Origin of the sequence: Bacillus cereus group sp. MYBK14-1, from assembly GCF_051916885.1 — a bacterium.
Classification (GTDB): domain Bacteria; phylum Bacillota; class Bacilli; order Bacillales; family Bacillaceae_G; genus Bacillus_A; species Bacillus_A cereus.
This window is the reverse complement of sequence record NZ_JBQAHM010000005.1, coordinates 272,305-287,916: the sequence shown is the minus strand read 5'-3', so window position 1 is coordinate 287,916 and position 15,612 is coordinate 272,305. Positions and strand designations below refer to the sequence as shown.

Here is a 15,612-nt window from a genome sequence, read left to right as displayed (position 1 = left end):
GATGTCTTATGAAAATATCTGTTTATGTTGCAAGTGCATTTAGCAAGGAGCATAAAGGCGGAAATAAAGCAGGAGTGGTATTTATTGAGAATACAAATACATTGACCACTACTCAAAAAATCGAAATAGCCAAACAACTGGGTTATGCGGAAACCGCATTTATATCAGAATCTGAAATTGCTGATTATAAATTTGAGTATTTTACTCCAAAAGAAGAAGTTGATTTATGTGGTCATGCCACAATTGGCTCTTTCGCGATACTGATGTATTTAAATAAACTTTTCAGGAATCGCTATACGATTGAAACGAACAGCGGTGTTCTTACTATCACTATAAAAGATGACATCATATTCATGGAACAAAATAAACCGAGATTCTATGATGTTGTATCTCCAAACGAGTTCATCGACTGTTTTGATAGTAAAGATATAGACAATAAATACCCAATTCAAATTGTCTCCACTGGCTTAAAAGATATTTTAATTCCTATAAAAAGCGAAATACAATTACATGCACTGCAACCTAATTTTGAAAAAATTAAAGAAATCAGCAAGTATTATAATGTTGTCGGGATGCATTTATATACTTTTAATGACAATCGAATTATATGCAGAAATTTTGCTCCACTATACGACATTAATGAAGAAGCAGCGACTGGAACTTCAAACGGTGCATTAGCTTGCTATCTTTATGAACAGCACTATTTGCAAAAAGAAGTCTATGTATTTGAACAAGGTTATTCTTTACACTCGCCTTCCGAAATATTAGTTAAATTAGCAACCAATAGCAAGAATAAAATAGAAAAAGTTTATGTTGGTGGCAAAGGCTATTACTGTGAAACTAAGTGTTTAAATATAGAAAATATTGAGTGAAGAGCTTTTTTATCGATGAGAAGTTTGTTACTTTATTTTCTTTTAGAAATGTATGACTTACTTATAGTCAGTGATAAACTCTCATTTTTAAAAATTTAAAATAAAGACCGATTTATGTAATAATTCAAATATTGTTCATAATTTCACAAATTGTTTATGAAGTGTCATGTTATGATGAAGATGTAATGATGATTGAACACTTAAATTTGGTACAATAACTAGCCAAAGTAGTGAAGAAAGTAGTTGTGAGATAAACTCATTAAAATGCTAAAACACTAAAGGGGAGATCACATATGAAAGCAGTAGTGGTTAATAAAAACAGCAAAGCAAACATCGAAGTGATTGAAAAAGAATTACGTCCGTTACACTCAGGTGAAGCGTTAGTAGATGTAGAGTATTGTGGAGTTTGCCACACTGATTTACACGTTGCGAATCATGATTTTGGTAACACTGATGGCCGTATTCTTGGTCATGAGGGTGTAGGTATTGTTACGAAAATAGCTGATGATGTTACTTCACTAAAGATAGGTGACCGTGTAAGTATTGCATGGATGTTCCAATCTTGTGGACGTTGTGAATATTGCGTAACTGGTAGAGAAACATTTTGCCGTGAAGTTAAAAACGCTGGTTATTCAGTGGATGGTGGTATGGCTGAACAATGTATCGTTACAGCTGATTATGCGGTAAAAGTACCAGAAGGATTAGATCCTGCTCAAGCATCATCAATTACTTGTGCTGGTGTAACTACATATAAAGCTATTAAAGTATCAGATATTAAACCTAGTCAACCTATTGTAATCTATGGCTGCGGTGGATTAGGTAACTTAGCTATCCAATATGCTAAAAATGTATTTGGTGCAAAGGTAATCGCAGTAGACATTAATGACGATAAATTAGCCTTAGCGAAAGAAGTTGGTGCTGATATGACTATCAATCCAATTTCTCAAGGTCCTGCTGATAAAATTGTGCAAGAGAAGTTTGGTGGCGCTTATGCTGCGGTAGTAACAGCAGTCTCTAAAGTAGCCTTTAACTCAGCAGTTGATGCAGTACGTGCTTGCGGTAAAGTAGTTGCAGTAGGGCTACCAGTAGAAACAATGGACTTAAACATCCCACGACTTGTACTGGATGGAATTGAAGTAGTTGGTTCTCTAGTTGGTACTCGTAAAGATTTGGAAGAGGCGTTTATGTTTGGGGCAGAAGGAAAAGTAGTGCCGGTTGTTCAAACTTGTTCGCTAGATAAAGTACAAAATGTATTCGAAGAAATGGAACAAGGTAGAATTCAAGGGCGTATGGTAATTGATTTTAAAAAACATAATTGTGATTGCAAATAATTCACTTTAAATATAAAAAACATGAGTCTAGCAAAGGACATGTAAAAAAGTTAGACAGCATAAGAAGATGATCCCTGTATTTAATAGGGATCATCTTCTTTATTTTCTACTAATATCGATGCCAATTAATACTTCATTAATGAGAAATGATTAAAGGTTTACTTTATTTGCAAACGAAAAGGAATCTTTATGTTTAACAAATTTTTTATGATCTGGAACGTTTTGAATTGCTACAATTTGCGAATCTCTTGCTTTCAGTGCATCTTGAATCCCGATGGTCATAAGCTTAATAAATAGAATCGTAATAAAGAATGAAGCGAGAGTATAAAAAATAATCCACCATGAAAGATTCATTTCATTACGATTTAATCCAATAAGACCTGCCCAATCATTAGATAGAGAAACAGGTTTGAGCACTCCGTCATAGAGTTCACGCATTTGTATGCCGCCAATTACAATGTTAAGCAACGCTAAATGGATAACGAGTATGAGTGTTTGGACGATATGTTCCATAAATAATACAAATAAGCGGTCAAGTAATAAGACTCGTAAGTGTTTTTTTATAATATGAAAACGACTAGCCCCCAGTAATTGTGAACTTAAGATGTAATCTTGTTTCATAAATTCATCAACCTCTGAGGATATGTATAAAGAAAGTGTAGGCAGAGCGACGAAAATAAGTACGAGTACTTGATAAAACGTAAATGAAATATTTGGATCTACCCCATCAGCATTTGATGTGATTATAATATTAACGGGCGTGATGAGTATGAATGCGATAAATAGAGTTGGAATGTAATAAAAAACTTCTGAGCATGACTGGAAAAATCTCTTGAGTTTTGGAGCAAATAAACTTAAGAGGATTCCTATACATGTTCCGCATAAAATTCGAAAGAAGCTAATTGCCATGGCTAATAAAATAGTGAATTTTGCTCCTTCTACAATTTGTAAGAAAACAGACTCTCCAAAACGATCAGATCCAAAAGGTGGAATTAACGATGGCGGAAAGGGGGCCTTTCCAAGTAATTCGTTATTGTCATTGTAAAGTAACTGAGGAGGTTTTGGGATGTTATCTTTAAAGAACCAACTATAAATAAAACTAGCTGAAATAAGTATGAATAGATAAGTAAAGCCGATTAAAAAGCGTTTTGATTTCCAAATAGATTTCATAATGATACTCCTTTCAATTGCTTTTTCCATCTATTCATCATGAATGAGACTATTTGGAAAATAGCATAAAATGGTAAAATAATCATAACAAGTATGATAAATGCAGCTGGAGGTGAAACAAACGCCTTATTAAATAAAAATTGAATAATGCCTTCCATATTAAAAACAAATTCTAAAATGAATAAATTAGAAAGTAAGAAAACAAAAATCGTTTTTAAATGGTGGAAGAAGTGGATAGATATATTTTTGAATAAATGAATGCATAGTATATAACTTGATGAAAGGCCTTTTCCATATGCAACCTCTACGTAATGTTTTCCTTGCTCTTCTTTTATGTATAACACCATCATCCGAAACATTTGTAATGTAGGTAAGACAGCTAATGATAAAATAGGGAGTAAATAAGCTCGATTTTCATTAAAGGAAATAATAGTGACAGGAGATTCCCCAAATTTCTGAAGTACCCATATGAAAAAAATTTGCAAACAAATCATCATCATCATATCAGGGACAGCTTCTAATATGAACACAATTCGGTTTATCCATTTTTTTATATAATCTTTTGCTAAAAAATAAAAAAATGCCATGCTAGATGATAAAAAGAGAGCAAGAAAAAAGGCTAAAAATAATATAGTAAATGAATATAGGTAAGGTTCTAAAACAGTTGGAAATAATGGTGTTTTTTTGAAATGGCCAAACTTCGGGTCTGATCCTATAATCACTAATGATTCAGGGGAAAAAACTTGTTTTAACATAGTAACGGTCTGATTAAAAAAATAAATTGGTTGAAAGGTAAATCCTTGTTGAGTGATAAATAAATAAGGTAAATTTAATAATAGTAAGAGTGATAAAAGAATTGATGAAAGCTTAATTGTGAATTGAGATATTTTATTTAACATTAAATCCCTCCGACATCTTTTTACAACATTATACAATAAATTTCGTGTTATTGTTTTTATTTTTCTGAAAAATAAAAATACTTTTCGGTTTTATAGTATGCAAGATATATTTACAAGATAAAAAAGTGATAGTAGGGGGCCACGCTCTATGTTTATCAAGATAAAAGACTAGTGAACCTAAAACAATAAATATGAGTAAAATGCACAGAATTCTCATTCTGCGGTTAGTTACTTTTCTTGGCTTGATGGTGATGTTACGTGACCGCTAAAAATGAATATTGCTTTTCAACTTTTTCTTCAAGCAAATAAGTAGAACGTATGGAGGATTATGTATGTGTTGTTAATGAGAGGAAAGAGTGTATTGCGTAACGAATATAACGTAATTTTACCGCATGGAAAAGCTAAATTTAGTATATAAGTGAAATGGAATGAGGGGATTTATTTTTGGTATGAAAAAAATTTTCTTTTTATAACTTGATAAATGAAAAAAATTTTATATACTAATTCATGTAAACGGTTTACTAAATCGTATTTTGCTAGTAATGAAGGGAAGATTCGCATGGAAACAAGGGGGAGAGTAATCGGGATTGATATCGGTACCACAAGTACAAAAACGGTTGTGTTCACAGAAAAAGGAAAAGTCATTGCATCACATGCAATCGATTACCCAATTATTCAACCGAATGTAGGATGGGCTGAGCAAGATCCTGATGTAATATGTGCCGCTGTATACAAAAGTGTAAGCGTTGCCATTGAAAAAGGTAATGTATTACCAGAAGATATTTCTTCAATCGGTATTAGTACAGCTATGCACGCATTAATTGCAGTAGATGAAAATGGTGCGCCATTAACGCGTTCTATCATTTGGGCAGATAATCGAAGTACGAAGCAATCAGAAAAATTATTACAACAAATGAATGGGCATGAAATTTATAGACGTACAGGTACACCGATTCATCCGATGTCACCACTTTCTAAATTGTTATGGATGAAAGAAGAGGAACCAGAGTTATATACAAGTGCCTATAAATTCATTTCCATTAAAGAGTATGTGATTTACCAATTATTTTCACGCTACGTAGTTGATTATTCGATTGCTTCTGCTACAGGGTTATTTAATTTAGAAACATTAAACTGGGATGAAGATGTTTTAACTATGTTACATATGTCATCAGAAAAATTATCAACCCCTGTACCAACTACATATATTTTATCAGGTATGAAGCCAGAGTTAGCACAGAAGATGGGGATAAGTGCAGAAACACCAATTGTCATCGGAGCAAGTGATGGGGTTCTTGCAAATGTAGGAGTTGGTGCGATATCACCGGGTGCGGCTGCAATTACGATTGGAACGAGTGGTGCGGTTCGAACAATCTCATCAAATATAAATACAGATGAGAAAGGGAGAACGTTTTGTTACGCATTAACAGATGAGCACTGGGTAATCGGTGGTCCAACGAATAACGGCGGAATATTACTGAGATGGTTACGTGATGAATTTGGTAGTCCAGAGCAAGAAGTAGCAAGAAAGCTCGGCATTGATCCTTATGATTTATTAATTAAATATGCAGAAAGCGTACCAGCTGGAGCGGATGGGCTATTGTTCTTACCTTTCTTATCTGGAGAACGCGCACCTTACTGGAATGCAAATGCTCGTGGTACATTCTTTGGAATCAATCTTCAACATAAGCGAGAACATTTTATACGTGCAGTGATGGAAGGTGTTTGTATGAGTGTATATTCAGTAGCACTCGCAATCAGGGATTGTACAGGGCCACTTACTGAAATACGAGTTTCAGGAGGGTTTGCAAAATCTGCATTTTGGAGACAAATGTTGTCCGATATGATGGGAAAAGAATTGCTTGTACCTGAAAGTCATGAAGCATCTGCGCTTGGGGCAGCGGCAGTTGCTTTATATGCTGTAGGAAAAATTGATTCTCTTGAAGAGGTAAAGGATTGGATTGATATTGTCCATCACCATGTACCGAATAAAGAAAATACGGCTATATATTTAGAAATGTTTTATATGTATGAACGACTTTACAATCGCTTGAAAGAAGAATTTGATTGTATAGCTGCTTTCCAACGTAAACAATAGGGGGATTGGGAGAAATGGTAGTTGGGATCGTACTAGCGGCAGTTGTCATACTACTTTTACTTATTACGGTAGTAAAATGGCATCCATTTGTCGCATTAATTTTAACAGCAATTGGTGTAGGATTAGCAATGGGAATGCCTTTAATTGGAACTTCACCAAAAGATCCAGGGATTATTGATTCCATTAAACTAGGGCTTGGTAATACGTTAGGGTTTTTAGCGATAGTTTTAGCACTAGGAACGATGCTTGGAAAAATGATGGCCGAATCTGGTGGTGCTGAACGTATCGCTAACACATTAATTAATCGTTTTGGGAAGAAACGAGTTCACTGGGCGATGATGTTCGTTGCATTTTTAGTAGGGATTCCGGTATTTTTCCAAGTTGGATTTGTACTATTAATTCCGTTAGTATTTACAATTGCGTTAGAAACTGGGGTATCACTTATTACAATTGGTATTCCGCTAGTAGCAGGACTGTCAGTCGTACACGGACTTGTTCCACCGCATCCAGCGGCAATGGCGGCAGTTGGTATTTTTAAAGCAGATGTAGGGAAGACAATTTTATATGCGTTAATTGTCGGACTTCCAACTGCAATTATTTCAGGTCCACTTTACGGGAAATGGATTGGTGCTCGTATACATAAGGAAGTACCATTAGATATAGCGGAGCAATTTGTTGAAAAAGATAATAAAAAAGAGCTTCCTAGCTTTTGGAATACATTGTTTACAATTTTACTTCCAGTATTTCTTATGCTTGGTGCATCAATAGCAGAAGTTGCATTAAATAAAACGAGTCAACTAGCACAAGTATTACACTTTATTGGAGATCCGATTGTGGCTTTATTAATTGCAACCATTTACTCTTTCTTTAGTCTTGGATATGCAAAAGGTTTCTCAAAAGATAAAGTGTTACAATTTACAAATGATTGCCTTGGACCTATTGCAAACATATTGTTAGTGATTGGTGCAGGCGGCGCATTTAATAAAGTATTATTAGATTCTGGAATTGGAACGACAATTGCAGATATGGCGAAAGAATCACATATTTCACCGATATTATTAGGGTGGGGAATTGCGGCACTAATCCGAATTGCAACTGGATCGGCAACTGTTTCTATGATGACAGCAGCTGGTATTGTTGCGCCGATTGCAGCAAGCACACCAGGTGTAAATGTTGAATTATTAGCACTTGCAACTGGTGCAGGGTCATTAATTTTATCACACGTGAATGATTCAGGATTTTGGATGATTAAAGAGTATTTCGGAATGACTGTGAAAGAAACATTATTAACATGGACTGCAATGGAGACTATATTATCTGTAGTAGCACTTGGGCTAATTTCGATATTAAATATATTTGTATAGAATAGGAGATTGATTAATATGAAACTAGGTTTAATTGGATTAGGAAAAATGGGATTTCCATTAGCTGAACACTTATATGAAGACAAGCATGAAGTAGTTGTATACGATGTAAATAAAGAGCTTGTTGAAAAGGCAGGAAAACTAGGAATTACTGCACGTCATACATTAAAAGAAATGATTGCTGAACTAGAAGCTCCTCGTACAATTTGGGTAATGGTGCCTGCAGGAGAAGTTGTAGAGTCAGTACTAAAAGATGTATATCCATTATTAGATGAAGGTGATATCGTTATTGAAGGCGGAAATTCATTCTATAAAGATACGTTACGCCGTGCTGAAGAAGCAAAAAGCTTCGGATTACATTATGTAGATATCGGTACATCAGGCGGTGTAGAAGGAGCTAGATACGGTGCTTGCTTAATGGTTGGTGGAGAAAAAGAAATTTACGACCAATTAGAACCTTTATTTAAAGATTTAGCAGTAGAAAATGGCTATTCTTATGCTGGCCGTGTTGGTAGTGGTCATTTCTTGAAAATGGTTCATAACGGTATTGAGTACGGCATGATGCAAGCAATCGCTGAAGGATTTGAAGTACTAGATAAGAGTGACTTTGATTTCAATTATGAAGATGTTGCAAAAGTATGGGCTAACGGATCAGTTATCCGTGGTTGGTTAATGGACTTAACTGAAAAAGCATTTGCAGAAGATCCGAAACTAGATGGCATTAAAGGTGTAATGAACTCTTCAGGAGAAGGAAAATGGACTGTTGAAACTGCACTTGAACTTCAAGCTGCAGCACCAGTTATCGCTATGTCATTATTTATGCGCTATCGTTCTCAGGAAGATGATACATTCCATGGAAAAGTAGTTTCAGCATTACGTAATCAGTTCGGTGGACATGAAGTTGTGAAAAAATAAGGATGTTTTTAAAAAGAAACTTGTGTATAAGCGCAAGTTTCTTTTTTATAGTTTAAGAAATTACTAATTTAAAAATACCAATCAATCATCGTTTTTTTGTCACAAATGATAGCTTCAACGTTCATTGAATGAACAATATATTCTATATTTTCTTCTTTAGCTAATAATAAGGTTGTAAAGGAATCGTATATACTCATAAACGCATACTCATTATCTTCGCCAGTAATAATTAACTCATTATTGCTAATGCCCCAAATATCTAATGGAGTAGTATTATTTACCTGTAATAATCCGTTTGTATCAAGAATTGGTTCAGAGAAATATAGATTTTTTGCACCTTTAGAACCGAGGAGTTTAAGTAATTTGTGTAATAAAAATATAGACGTATAATCTTCTGTTGGATAATAAAGATCTTTTTTTAAGTTTGAATGTAGCTTTTCAGCTAAATCCTCTCTTTTATATTCTTCTGAAAGGACACTAATGGAAGTCAACATGGCCATTGCTAGGTCTGCGTATGAATGTAATCCACTACAAGACATCATTTCCTTCCAAGAAACGGATTTCCCATTATAAATGATTTCTTCAGCGCTAGGATAGATGTGCTCATATGGTCTTTTTCTCACAGACTTTTCCCATCCTAAAGGCATTTGGATAAAAGGATGTAGCAATATAGCTGCAGATTTAAAGTTTCTTGGTAGTTGTTCTAAAATTGGTGATTTGTCATCTAGCCAAATGTAATCCAACAAAATATAACCTCCTCTTAGACTTTGAAATGTACGGATTCCCGTATTATGTTTTTTGTATTGATTGTATCAAATATAAAGCGAAGCATGAAATATGTCCCAACATAAAAGTAAGAATAAATAAAATGAAGTTTTCATAAATAGTAAAAGGGTGCTTATGTCATCAGTATAGCTAAGAAATGTTGTTACATATGAGAAGAGCGTGTTAATAAAATATGAGGTGGTTAAATGGGAAATGAGCAAGTGAAGTCTGTAAAGGAAGAAAAAAAGTTATGTCTTTGTATGATCGTTAAAAATGAGTCTAGAATTATGGAAAGATGTTTAAATGCAACAAAATCAATTGTAGACTTTGTTTCTATTTGTGATACTGGATCGACGGATAATACGCCTGAAATTATTGAAAATTGGTGTAAGGAAAATGAGATACCTGGGACGGTTCATCATGAGCCGTTTAAAAACTTTGGTTATAACAGAAGCTTAGCTGTTTCGTTAGCGCAAAAAACATACCCAGAAGCAGATTATTTATTAATATTAGATGCGGATATGATTTTAGAGGTTGATCCGAATTTCGATAAAACGAGCTTAACGGAAGATCATTATCTTACATTACAATATGATGTTCATATTAAATATTGGCTTACACGTCTTTTAAAAGCTTCTTTACCATGGAAATCTGTCGGTGTTACTCATGAGTATTGGGATATAGATCGTTCAAAAGTTGGAGCGAATTACAATACGAGGGTAGCTCGGTTAGAGACTCTTGTCGTGAATGATCCCGGAGATGGCGGGAGCAAAGCTGATAAATTTGAAAGAGATGAGAGGTTGTTGTTACAGGGAATAAACGACCCAGAAACAACGCCAGATTTGCATATAAGATATTTATTTTATTTAGCTCAGACTTATTTTCATTTAAGTCAATTTGAGAATTCAATTAAATGGTATAAAAAACGTGTGGAAGCAGGAGGATGGGTTGAAGAGGTATTCTATTCGTTATTGCGAATAGGATTTTGTTATGAGCAGTTAGCAAATCGTTCAGCAAATAAACAAAATGAAGTGACAGATGCTGATGAAAAAGAAACTGTTAAAGGGCAAGAAGAGCAATATTTAGCGTTAGCTGTTTTTTATTTTCAAAAAGCTTGGGAATATAGACCAACCCGGGCTGAACCATTATACCAACTTGCAAGGTTGTATCGATTAAGATCTCAAAACAATATTGCTTTGATGTATGCTCTGCAAGGGAAGGAAATTCCTTTTCCAAAGGATGATCTACTATTTGTAGATTATCATGTGTATGATTACTTATTTGACTATGAAATTTCTATTAGTGCTTTCTATATACCTCATAAAAAACATTTAGGGGCGGTGTCGCAAAAGTATTTGGAATCGATAAAAGAAAAGATTCCATTTCATATAGCAAATATAGTAGAGAATAATGCGAAATTTTATTAAATACATTTTCGATTAAAGGAGTAGTGGAGTAATCATGGAATTAATACGATGGGCGATTGAACTAGGAGAATCGGTGCATGGAAATACGTATGAAGAATTGATGCCACTACTAGACTATTATTATGATCGTGATCATTTAAAAGCGTATTGTATCGCAAATCTTCTTTTAAACATGGATGTATTAGATGAGGACCGGGAAAGAATCGAATTAAGAAGATGCATCGCTGCTTATTATGCTGGATTATATAAAGTAGCAAGAAAACATGCAAATGAGTTGGTACTTAAACATCCGGATGTAGATCTATATAAAAATAATTTAAGATTAATGGAAGTTTATTTGAATAAAGAATATGATTATTGTCTTTTTATATGCCCAAAGACATACGGTAGTTTCATAGATGTTGCGCGAGCTTTAAAGTGGAGGTTGGAGCAGGAGGGAAATACAGTAATTATATCAGAAACAATACTGGAAAATGTAAAGAATACAGTTGTTTTTGGAGCACATACATATGCATATAACCCGAACCTTCTTCCGAAAGATGCAATTGTTTATAATTTAGAACAGCTATACGAAGGAAGTCCATATGCGCACCCCCTTTATTTAATATTATTAAAAGATAGAGTGATTTGGGATTATAGTAAACAAAATATAGAATGGCTTAAACAAAAAGGGGTAGGAAAAGAAATAAAACATGTAGAAATGAACTATGCTCCAACTTTGGAAATAAAAAAAGATGCGTTTGAAGATGAAATTATTGAAGATATTGATATTCTGTTTATAGGTGCTCTTAATCCGAGGCGACAAGCTATTTTTGATCATCTAAAAGCGATTGCCCCGAATTTAAATATAGTTTTTAAAAATAATGCGTGGGGAATTGTTAGAAATGAATTGATTGCTAGAGCTAAAATTATATTAAATATTCATTTTTATTTATCAGGAATTCTTGAAACACCTCGCGTGTCTTATGCAGTCGCAAATAAGAAATTTATTATTTCCGAAAATAGTAATCCAGAAGATGAGGTAGAGTGGCCAGGAATTGTGTTTACTCCGTACGAAAAAATAATTGAAAACGTAATGAAATATATAGAATTACCAGAAGAACGGAAAAGATTAGCGGAAAAAGCATATAATCATTTTGAAGCAAATGAAAGTTTAGGTACATTGAGCATGAGAGATGAAACAAAGTAATTGTACAAAACTCATACGAAAGTATGAGTTCTTTTTTGTTTATCATACTATTTTATGAAACAAGTTAACTCTTTATATTGTGTTTTGTATAGAAATTTCTGATAATATATAAGTAGAACTTGAAAACAAAGGGGAGAAATAATCATGAAACTAGTCGTTATTAACGGTACACCAAGAAAATTTGGTCGAACTCGTGTGGTGGCAAAATATATTGCGGATCAATTTGAAGGGGAATTATATGATTTAGCAATTGAGGAGTTACCTTTATACAATGGAGAAGAGTCACAACGTGATTTAGAGGCAGTAAAAAAATTAAAAACGTTAGTGAAAGCTGCGGATGGGGTTGTATTATGTACACCAGAATATCATAATGCGATGAGCGGTGCGCTGAAAAACTCTTTAGATTACTTAAGTAGTAGTGAATTTATTCATAAACCAGTTGCATTGTTAGCGGTTGCTGGTGGCGGTAAAGGTGGAATAAATGCATTAAACAGCATGCGAACGGTCGCTAGAGGTGTTTATGCAAATGCAATTCCAAAACAAGTTGTGCTTGATGGATTACATGTGCAAGATGGTGAACTTGGAGAAGATGCAAAACCATTAATTCATGATGTAGTTAAAGAATTAAAAGCATATATGAGCGTATATAAAGAGGTGAAAAAACAACTAGGAGTGGAATGATATGTCCTCACTTTATCATGATTCTCGCTTGTATTACATTCTAGGAGCCAATAGTCTATCTGCTATTGGTTCCGGAATTGTTATGATAACGATTCCTTGGCTGTTAATTAAAGAGAGTGGAGGAGAGACAACATTTGGTTATGTTTCTATCATTGCAACCCTCATTATGTTTTTATTAACACCATTCATTGGGCAAAGTATTGATCGTTTTTCAAGAAAATCTTTATTGCTATGTAACGAAGGAATCGGAATAGCCGTAATCGGAATAATGGTTATATGGGGATTTGCTGGGCAACCTTATCATTCTATTCACTATATTCTTATTTATATAGCCGGATCATTCTACTATTTATTGTTTTATCCTACAATATTTGCGTTCAACCAAGAGATATTTCAAGCAGAACATTATAAAAGTTTAAGTGGAACGATGGAAATACAAGGACAGTTAACACAAGTTATTTCTGGAGCGGCTGCGAGCTTCTTAATTGAAATTGTATCTTTGAAGTGGATTTTGTTAGTAGACATGTTAACTTTTGCTGGAGCATTTTTTCTTTTCTTATGTATACCGTACGTAAAGAAAAAAGAAGTGAAAAGAAAAATAACATTTAAGAAGCAATTGTTTGAAGGAATTCACTTTATGAAAAAACGTCCTAAGCTCTTTTGGTTCTTACTGGCCACTTATATGCCGTTTATAGGTGTTATGATGGCAAATTATTTAATACCAGTTTATATTTCGGATATACTTAAAGCCAATGCCTCTGTATACGCAATAGAGGGCACGATGTACGGTGTCGGAGCGGTTGTTGCAGGAATCTGTATTCCACTCATAATGAAATATGTAAAAACAGAAGTTTCAATCGTTATGACGATGTTCATTTATGTAATTTCAATTACCGCAATGATTATTGAACCTTCCGTAATTTTCTTATATGGACTTGCAATTTTTCATGCAGTTGGAAATGCGGGTACAAGAGTGGCGAGAAATGTATTGATGATGGAGGAAATTCCAAACGAAGTAATGGGACGTGTAGACAGCTTATTTCGCCTAATTGGTACTGGAATACGAATTGTATTATTAATGCTGTTTACAGCGGGTGTATCTAAAGCCGGAGTAATGCTTCCGTTTTACGTATTAAGCTGCATATTGATCTTCTCATTAGGAATCGCTATTTATTATGTACTATCACAACGTAAAGTAGCGGCGAATGTTTCTAATAAATCAATCGTTTAAAAAACACTTCTGCCGCCCTTTCTTTTTCTGTATAATAAAAAGAAAGGGAGTGCAAACTTATTTATGAACAAATGGATCTTTCTTATCATTTTATTATTACCGCCACTATACATCATTTATATGACGTTTAGAATGAACAAAGTTGCTCGTGAAAAGTTGAGCTATCACTCTCCGTACGTTCTTATACTGGGTGCAAAGTTATTTGGAGATAGACCGTCTTTATCTCTTCAAAATCGTTTGGATGTAGCGGTGGAGTATTTATTTTCCCATCCTGAAGCGAAAGTAATTGTTTCAGGTGGTCAAGGAGAAGATGAAGATATACCGGAAGCTCACAGCATGAGAAACTATTTAATGGTACACGGTATAGATGAGAGTCGTATTTTAATAGAAGATCAATCTACAAATACGTATGAAAACTTAAAGTTTAGTATGGATTTATATAATGTGAAACATGCAGTAGTTGTAAGTAATACGTATCATTTATATCGAACGAAAATAATTGCAAAGCGTTTAGGCATGAAGATGGAGGCACTAGCTGCTGAAACACCAATTCGTTCTAAGAGAAAAATGTATGTTCGCGAATATGCTGCTATTATGAAAACAATATTGTTCGACCGTTAGAGCTCAAATGTGAGCTCTTTTTTAATTTAAAAGCGTATCATTTGAAATGAATGCCATATTCCATCAAAATAAAGGAAACAACATTAAAGGAGTTGTATTTGTGATTCAATTTAATCATGTGTCAAAATCGTATGAAGATGGCACGAAAGCAGTGGATTCATTGCATTTAGAAATTAAAAAGGGAGAATTTTTTGTTCTCATCGGTCCGAGTGGATGCGGGAAAACAACGACAATGAAGATGATTAATCGTTTAATCGAAACGACTGAAGGATCGATTTTAATCGATGGAAAAGATATTCAACAATATAATATAAACGAATTACGTTGGGATATAGGATACGTGTTGCAACAGATTGCTTTGTTTCCTCATATGACAATTGCTGAAAATATTGCAATTGTTCCTGAAATGAGGCAATGGAGCAAAAAAGAAATTAAAGCACGCGTCGATGAATTGTTACATATGGTTGGATTAGATCCGGATATTTATCGAAATCGTATGCCTGATGAATTGTCAGGAGGACAAAAACAACGTGTCGGTGTCGTGCGAGCATTAGCTGCAAACCCGAAAATCGTTCTTATGGATGAACCATTTAGTGCGTTAGATCCATTAAGTAGGGAACAGCTTCAGAAGGATATTGTACAGTTGCAAAAAAAGATTCAAAAAACAATCGTATTTGTAACACATGATATGCAAGAAGCATTATCACTTGGAGATCGCATTTGTATTATGAAAGAAGGAAAAGTTGTTCAACTAGATACACCAGAAGGAATTATACATAATCCGAAAAATGAATTTGTAGAGGAGTTTATTGGAAATCGCGGACGAACTTGGTATCAGGGGAAAAGTATAGCAGATGTATTGCCGCTTGATCAAAGTGTGCAATTAGAAGGGCAGGCGCTATCATTACATTCTTCTTTACAAGAAGCGTTAGTTCGTGTGCGTGATGAGGAGGTCGTTCCAGTTGAAAAAAACGGTCAATATATTGGAGCGTTAACAAGTCGTCATATTGTCAATTACATTGTTGAACAAATGAAGGAAAGAGGCTAAA

Annotated in this window: 14 protein-coding genes; 11 read left to right on the top strand and 3 right to left on the bottom strand. The window is 34.3% G+C overall.

The features are described from left to right. Positions 1 to 8: 8 nt before the first annotated feature. Together ACTFR3_RS16335 and adhP are read left to right on the top strand one after the other, a co-directional pair. A complete protein-coding gene (locus tag ACTFR3_RS16335; RefSeq protein WP_000704350.1) occupies positions 9 to 872 on the top strand; it encodes a PhzF family phenazine biosynthesis protein in 864 nt (287 codons plus the stop codon). 293 nt (positions 873 to 1,165) lie between these two features. Then, complete coding sequence (gene adhP, locus ACTFR3_RS16330) at positions 1,166 to 2,203, top strand: alcohol dehydrogenase AdhP (RefSeq protein ID WP_000649120.1); 1,038 nt, start codon at positions 1,166 to 1,168, stop codon at positions 2,201 to 2,203. 150 nt (positions 2,204 to 2,353) lie between these two features. Here adhP and ACTFR3_RS16325 read toward each other — a convergent pair whose 3' ends face one another. Both ACTFR3_RS16325 and ACTFR3_RS16320 read right to left on the bottom strand, forming a co-directional pair. Continuing rightward, positions 2,354 to 3,373, bottom strand: coding sequence for an ABC transporter permease (locus tag ACTFR3_RS16325; protein ID WP_000836565.1), 1,020 nt, complete (start codon positions 3,371 to 3,373; stop codon positions 2,354 to 2,356). After that, on the bottom strand, positions 3,370 to 4,272 hold the full coding sequence (locus ACTFR3_RS16320; RefSeq protein WP_000932683.1) for an ABC transporter permease subunit: 903 nt from the start codon (positions 4,270 to 4,272) through the stop codon (positions 3,370 to 3,372). Before ACTFR3_RS16320 ends, ACTFR3_RS16325 begins: the two co-directional genes overlap by 4 nt. Before the next feature lie 559 nt (positions 4,273 to 4,831). Between ACTFR3_RS16320 and gntK the strand changes: the two genes are divergently transcribed. The 3 genes from gntK to gnd are packed head-to-tail and all read left to right on the top strand — an operon-like array spanning position 4,832 to position 8,649. Beyond that, positions 4,832 to 6,370, top strand: a complete 1,539-nt coding sequence (gene gntK, locus ACTFR3_RS16315; RefSeq protein WP_000450003.1) for a gluconokinase — start codon at positions 4,832 to 4,834, stop codon at positions 6,368 to 6,370. Positions 6,371 to 6,384: 14 nt separating this feature from the next. Beyond that, complete coding sequence (locus tag ACTFR3_RS16310; protein ID WP_000260208.1) at positions 6,385 to 7,734, top strand: GntP family permease; 1,350 nt, start codon at positions 6,385 to 6,387, stop codon at positions 7,732 to 7,734. An 18-nt stretch (positions 7,735 to 7,752) separates the two neighbouring features. Then, complete coding sequence (gene gnd / locus ACTFR3_RS16305; RefSeq protein ID WP_000765995.1) at positions 7,753 to 8,649, top strand: phosphogluconate dehydrogenase (NAD(+)-dependent, decarboxylating); 897 nt, start codon at positions 7,753 to 7,755, stop codon at positions 8,647 to 8,649. Between the two features lie 68 nt (positions 8,650 to 8,717). Here gnd and ACTFR3_RS16300 read toward each other — a convergent pair whose 3' ends face one another. Further along, positions 8,718 to 9,395: a DUF2711 domain-containing protein gene (locus ACTFR3_RS16300; protein WP_440044589.1), complete on the bottom strand. Its 678-nt coding sequence runs from the start codon at positions 9,393 to 9,395 to the stop codon at positions 8,718 to 8,720. Between the two features lie 225 nt (positions 9,396 to 9,620). On the opposite strand from ACTFR3_RS16300, the gene ACTFR3_RS16295 reads away from it, so the two are divergent. The 6 genes from ACTFR3_RS16295 (at position 9,621) to ACTFR3_RS16270 (ending at position 15,611) form a co-directional block, all read left to right on the top strand. Then, on the top strand, positions 9,621 to 10,841 hold the full coding sequence (locus ACTFR3_RS16295) for a glycosyltransferase (protein WP_000526219.1): 1,221 nt from the start codon (positions 9,621 to 9,623) through the stop codon (positions 10,839 to 10,841). A 34-nt stretch (positions 10,842 to 10,875) separates the two neighbouring features. Beyond that, complete coding sequence (locus tag ACTFR3_RS16290; RefSeq protein ID WP_000420431.1) at positions 10,876 to 12,030, top strand: hypothetical protein; 1,155 nt, start codon at positions 10,876 to 10,878, stop codon at positions 12,028 to 12,030. A 144-nt stretch (positions 12,031 to 12,174) separates the two neighbouring features. Then, positions 12,175 to 12,711, top strand: coding sequence for an NADPH-dependent FMN reductase (locus ACTFR3_RS16285; protein WP_000780355.1), 537 nt, complete (start codon positions 12,175 to 12,177; stop codon positions 12,709 to 12,711). A gap of 1 nt (position 12,712) precedes the next feature. After that, the gene (locus ACTFR3_RS16280) at positions 12,713 to 13,942 is read left to right on the top strand and encodes an MFS transporter (RefSeq protein WP_000097165.1); all 1,230 of its coding nucleotides are present in this window, start codon (positions 12,713 to 12,715) and stop codon (positions 13,940 to 13,942) included. Positions 13,943 to 14,005: 63 nt separating this feature from the next. Further along, positions 14,006 to 14,563 carry a YdcF family protein gene (locus ACTFR3_RS16275; protein WP_001045715.1) on the top strand — a complete coding sequence of 186 codons (558 nt, stop codon included), beginning with the start codon at positions 14,006 to 14,008 and terminating at the stop codon, positions 14,561 to 14,563. A 100-nt stretch (positions 14,564 to 14,663) separates the two neighbouring features. Next, positions 14,664 to 15,611, top strand: coding sequence for an ABC transporter ATP-binding protein (locus ACTFR3_RS16270; protein ID WP_000614069.1), 948 nt, complete (start codon positions 14,664 to 14,666; stop codon positions 15,609 to 15,611). Position 15,612: the final 1 nt, after the last annotated feature.

Bases quoted from the DNA above. Each gene is read 5' to 3' on its own strand.
- ACTFR3_RS16335 (WP_000704350.1), top strand. From the start codon at position 9: ATGAAAATATCTGTTTATGTTGCAAGTGCATTTAGCAAGGAGCATAAA.
- adhP (WP_000649120.1), top strand. From the start codon at position 1,166: ATGAAAGCAGTAGTGGTTAATAAAAACAGCAAAGCAAACATCGAAGTG.
- ACTFR3_RS16325 (WP_000836565.1), bottom strand. From the start codon at position 3,373: ATGAAATCTATTTGGAAATCAAAACGCTTTTTAATCGGCTTTACTTAT.
- ACTFR3_RS16320 (WP_000932683.1), bottom strand. From the start codon at position 4,272: ATGTTAAATAAAATATCTCAATTCACAATTAAGCTTTCATCAATTCTT.
- gntK (WP_000450003.1), top strand. From the start codon at position 4,832: ATGGAAACAAGGGGGAGAGTAATCGGGATTGATATCGGTACCACAAGT.
- ACTFR3_RS16310 (WP_000260208.1), top strand. From the start codon at position 6,385: ATGGTAGTTGGGATCGTACTAGCGGCAGTTGTCATACTACTTTTACTT.
- gnd (WP_000765995.1), top strand. From the start codon at position 7,753: ATGAAACTAGGTTTAATTGGATTAGGAAAAATGGGATTTCCATTAGCT.
- ACTFR3_RS16295 (WP_000526219.1), top strand. From the start codon at position 9,621: ATGGGAAATGAGCAAGTGAAGTCTGTAAAGGAAGAAAAAAAGTTATGT.
- ACTFR3_RS16290 (WP_000420431.1), top strand. From the start codon at position 10,876: ATGGAATTAATACGATGGGCGATTGAACTAGGAGAATCGGTGCATGGA.
- ACTFR3_RS16285 (WP_000780355.1), top strand. From the start codon at position 12,175: ATGAAACTAGTCGTTATTAACGGTACACCAAGAAAATTTGGTCGAACT.
- ACTFR3_RS16280 (WP_000097165.1), top strand. From the start codon at position 12,713: ATGTCCTCACTTTATCATGATTCTCGCTTGTATTACATTCTAGGAGCC.
- ACTFR3_RS16275 (WP_001045715.1), top strand. From the start codon at position 14,006: ATGAACAAATGGATCTTTCTTATCATTTTATTATTACCGCCACTATAC.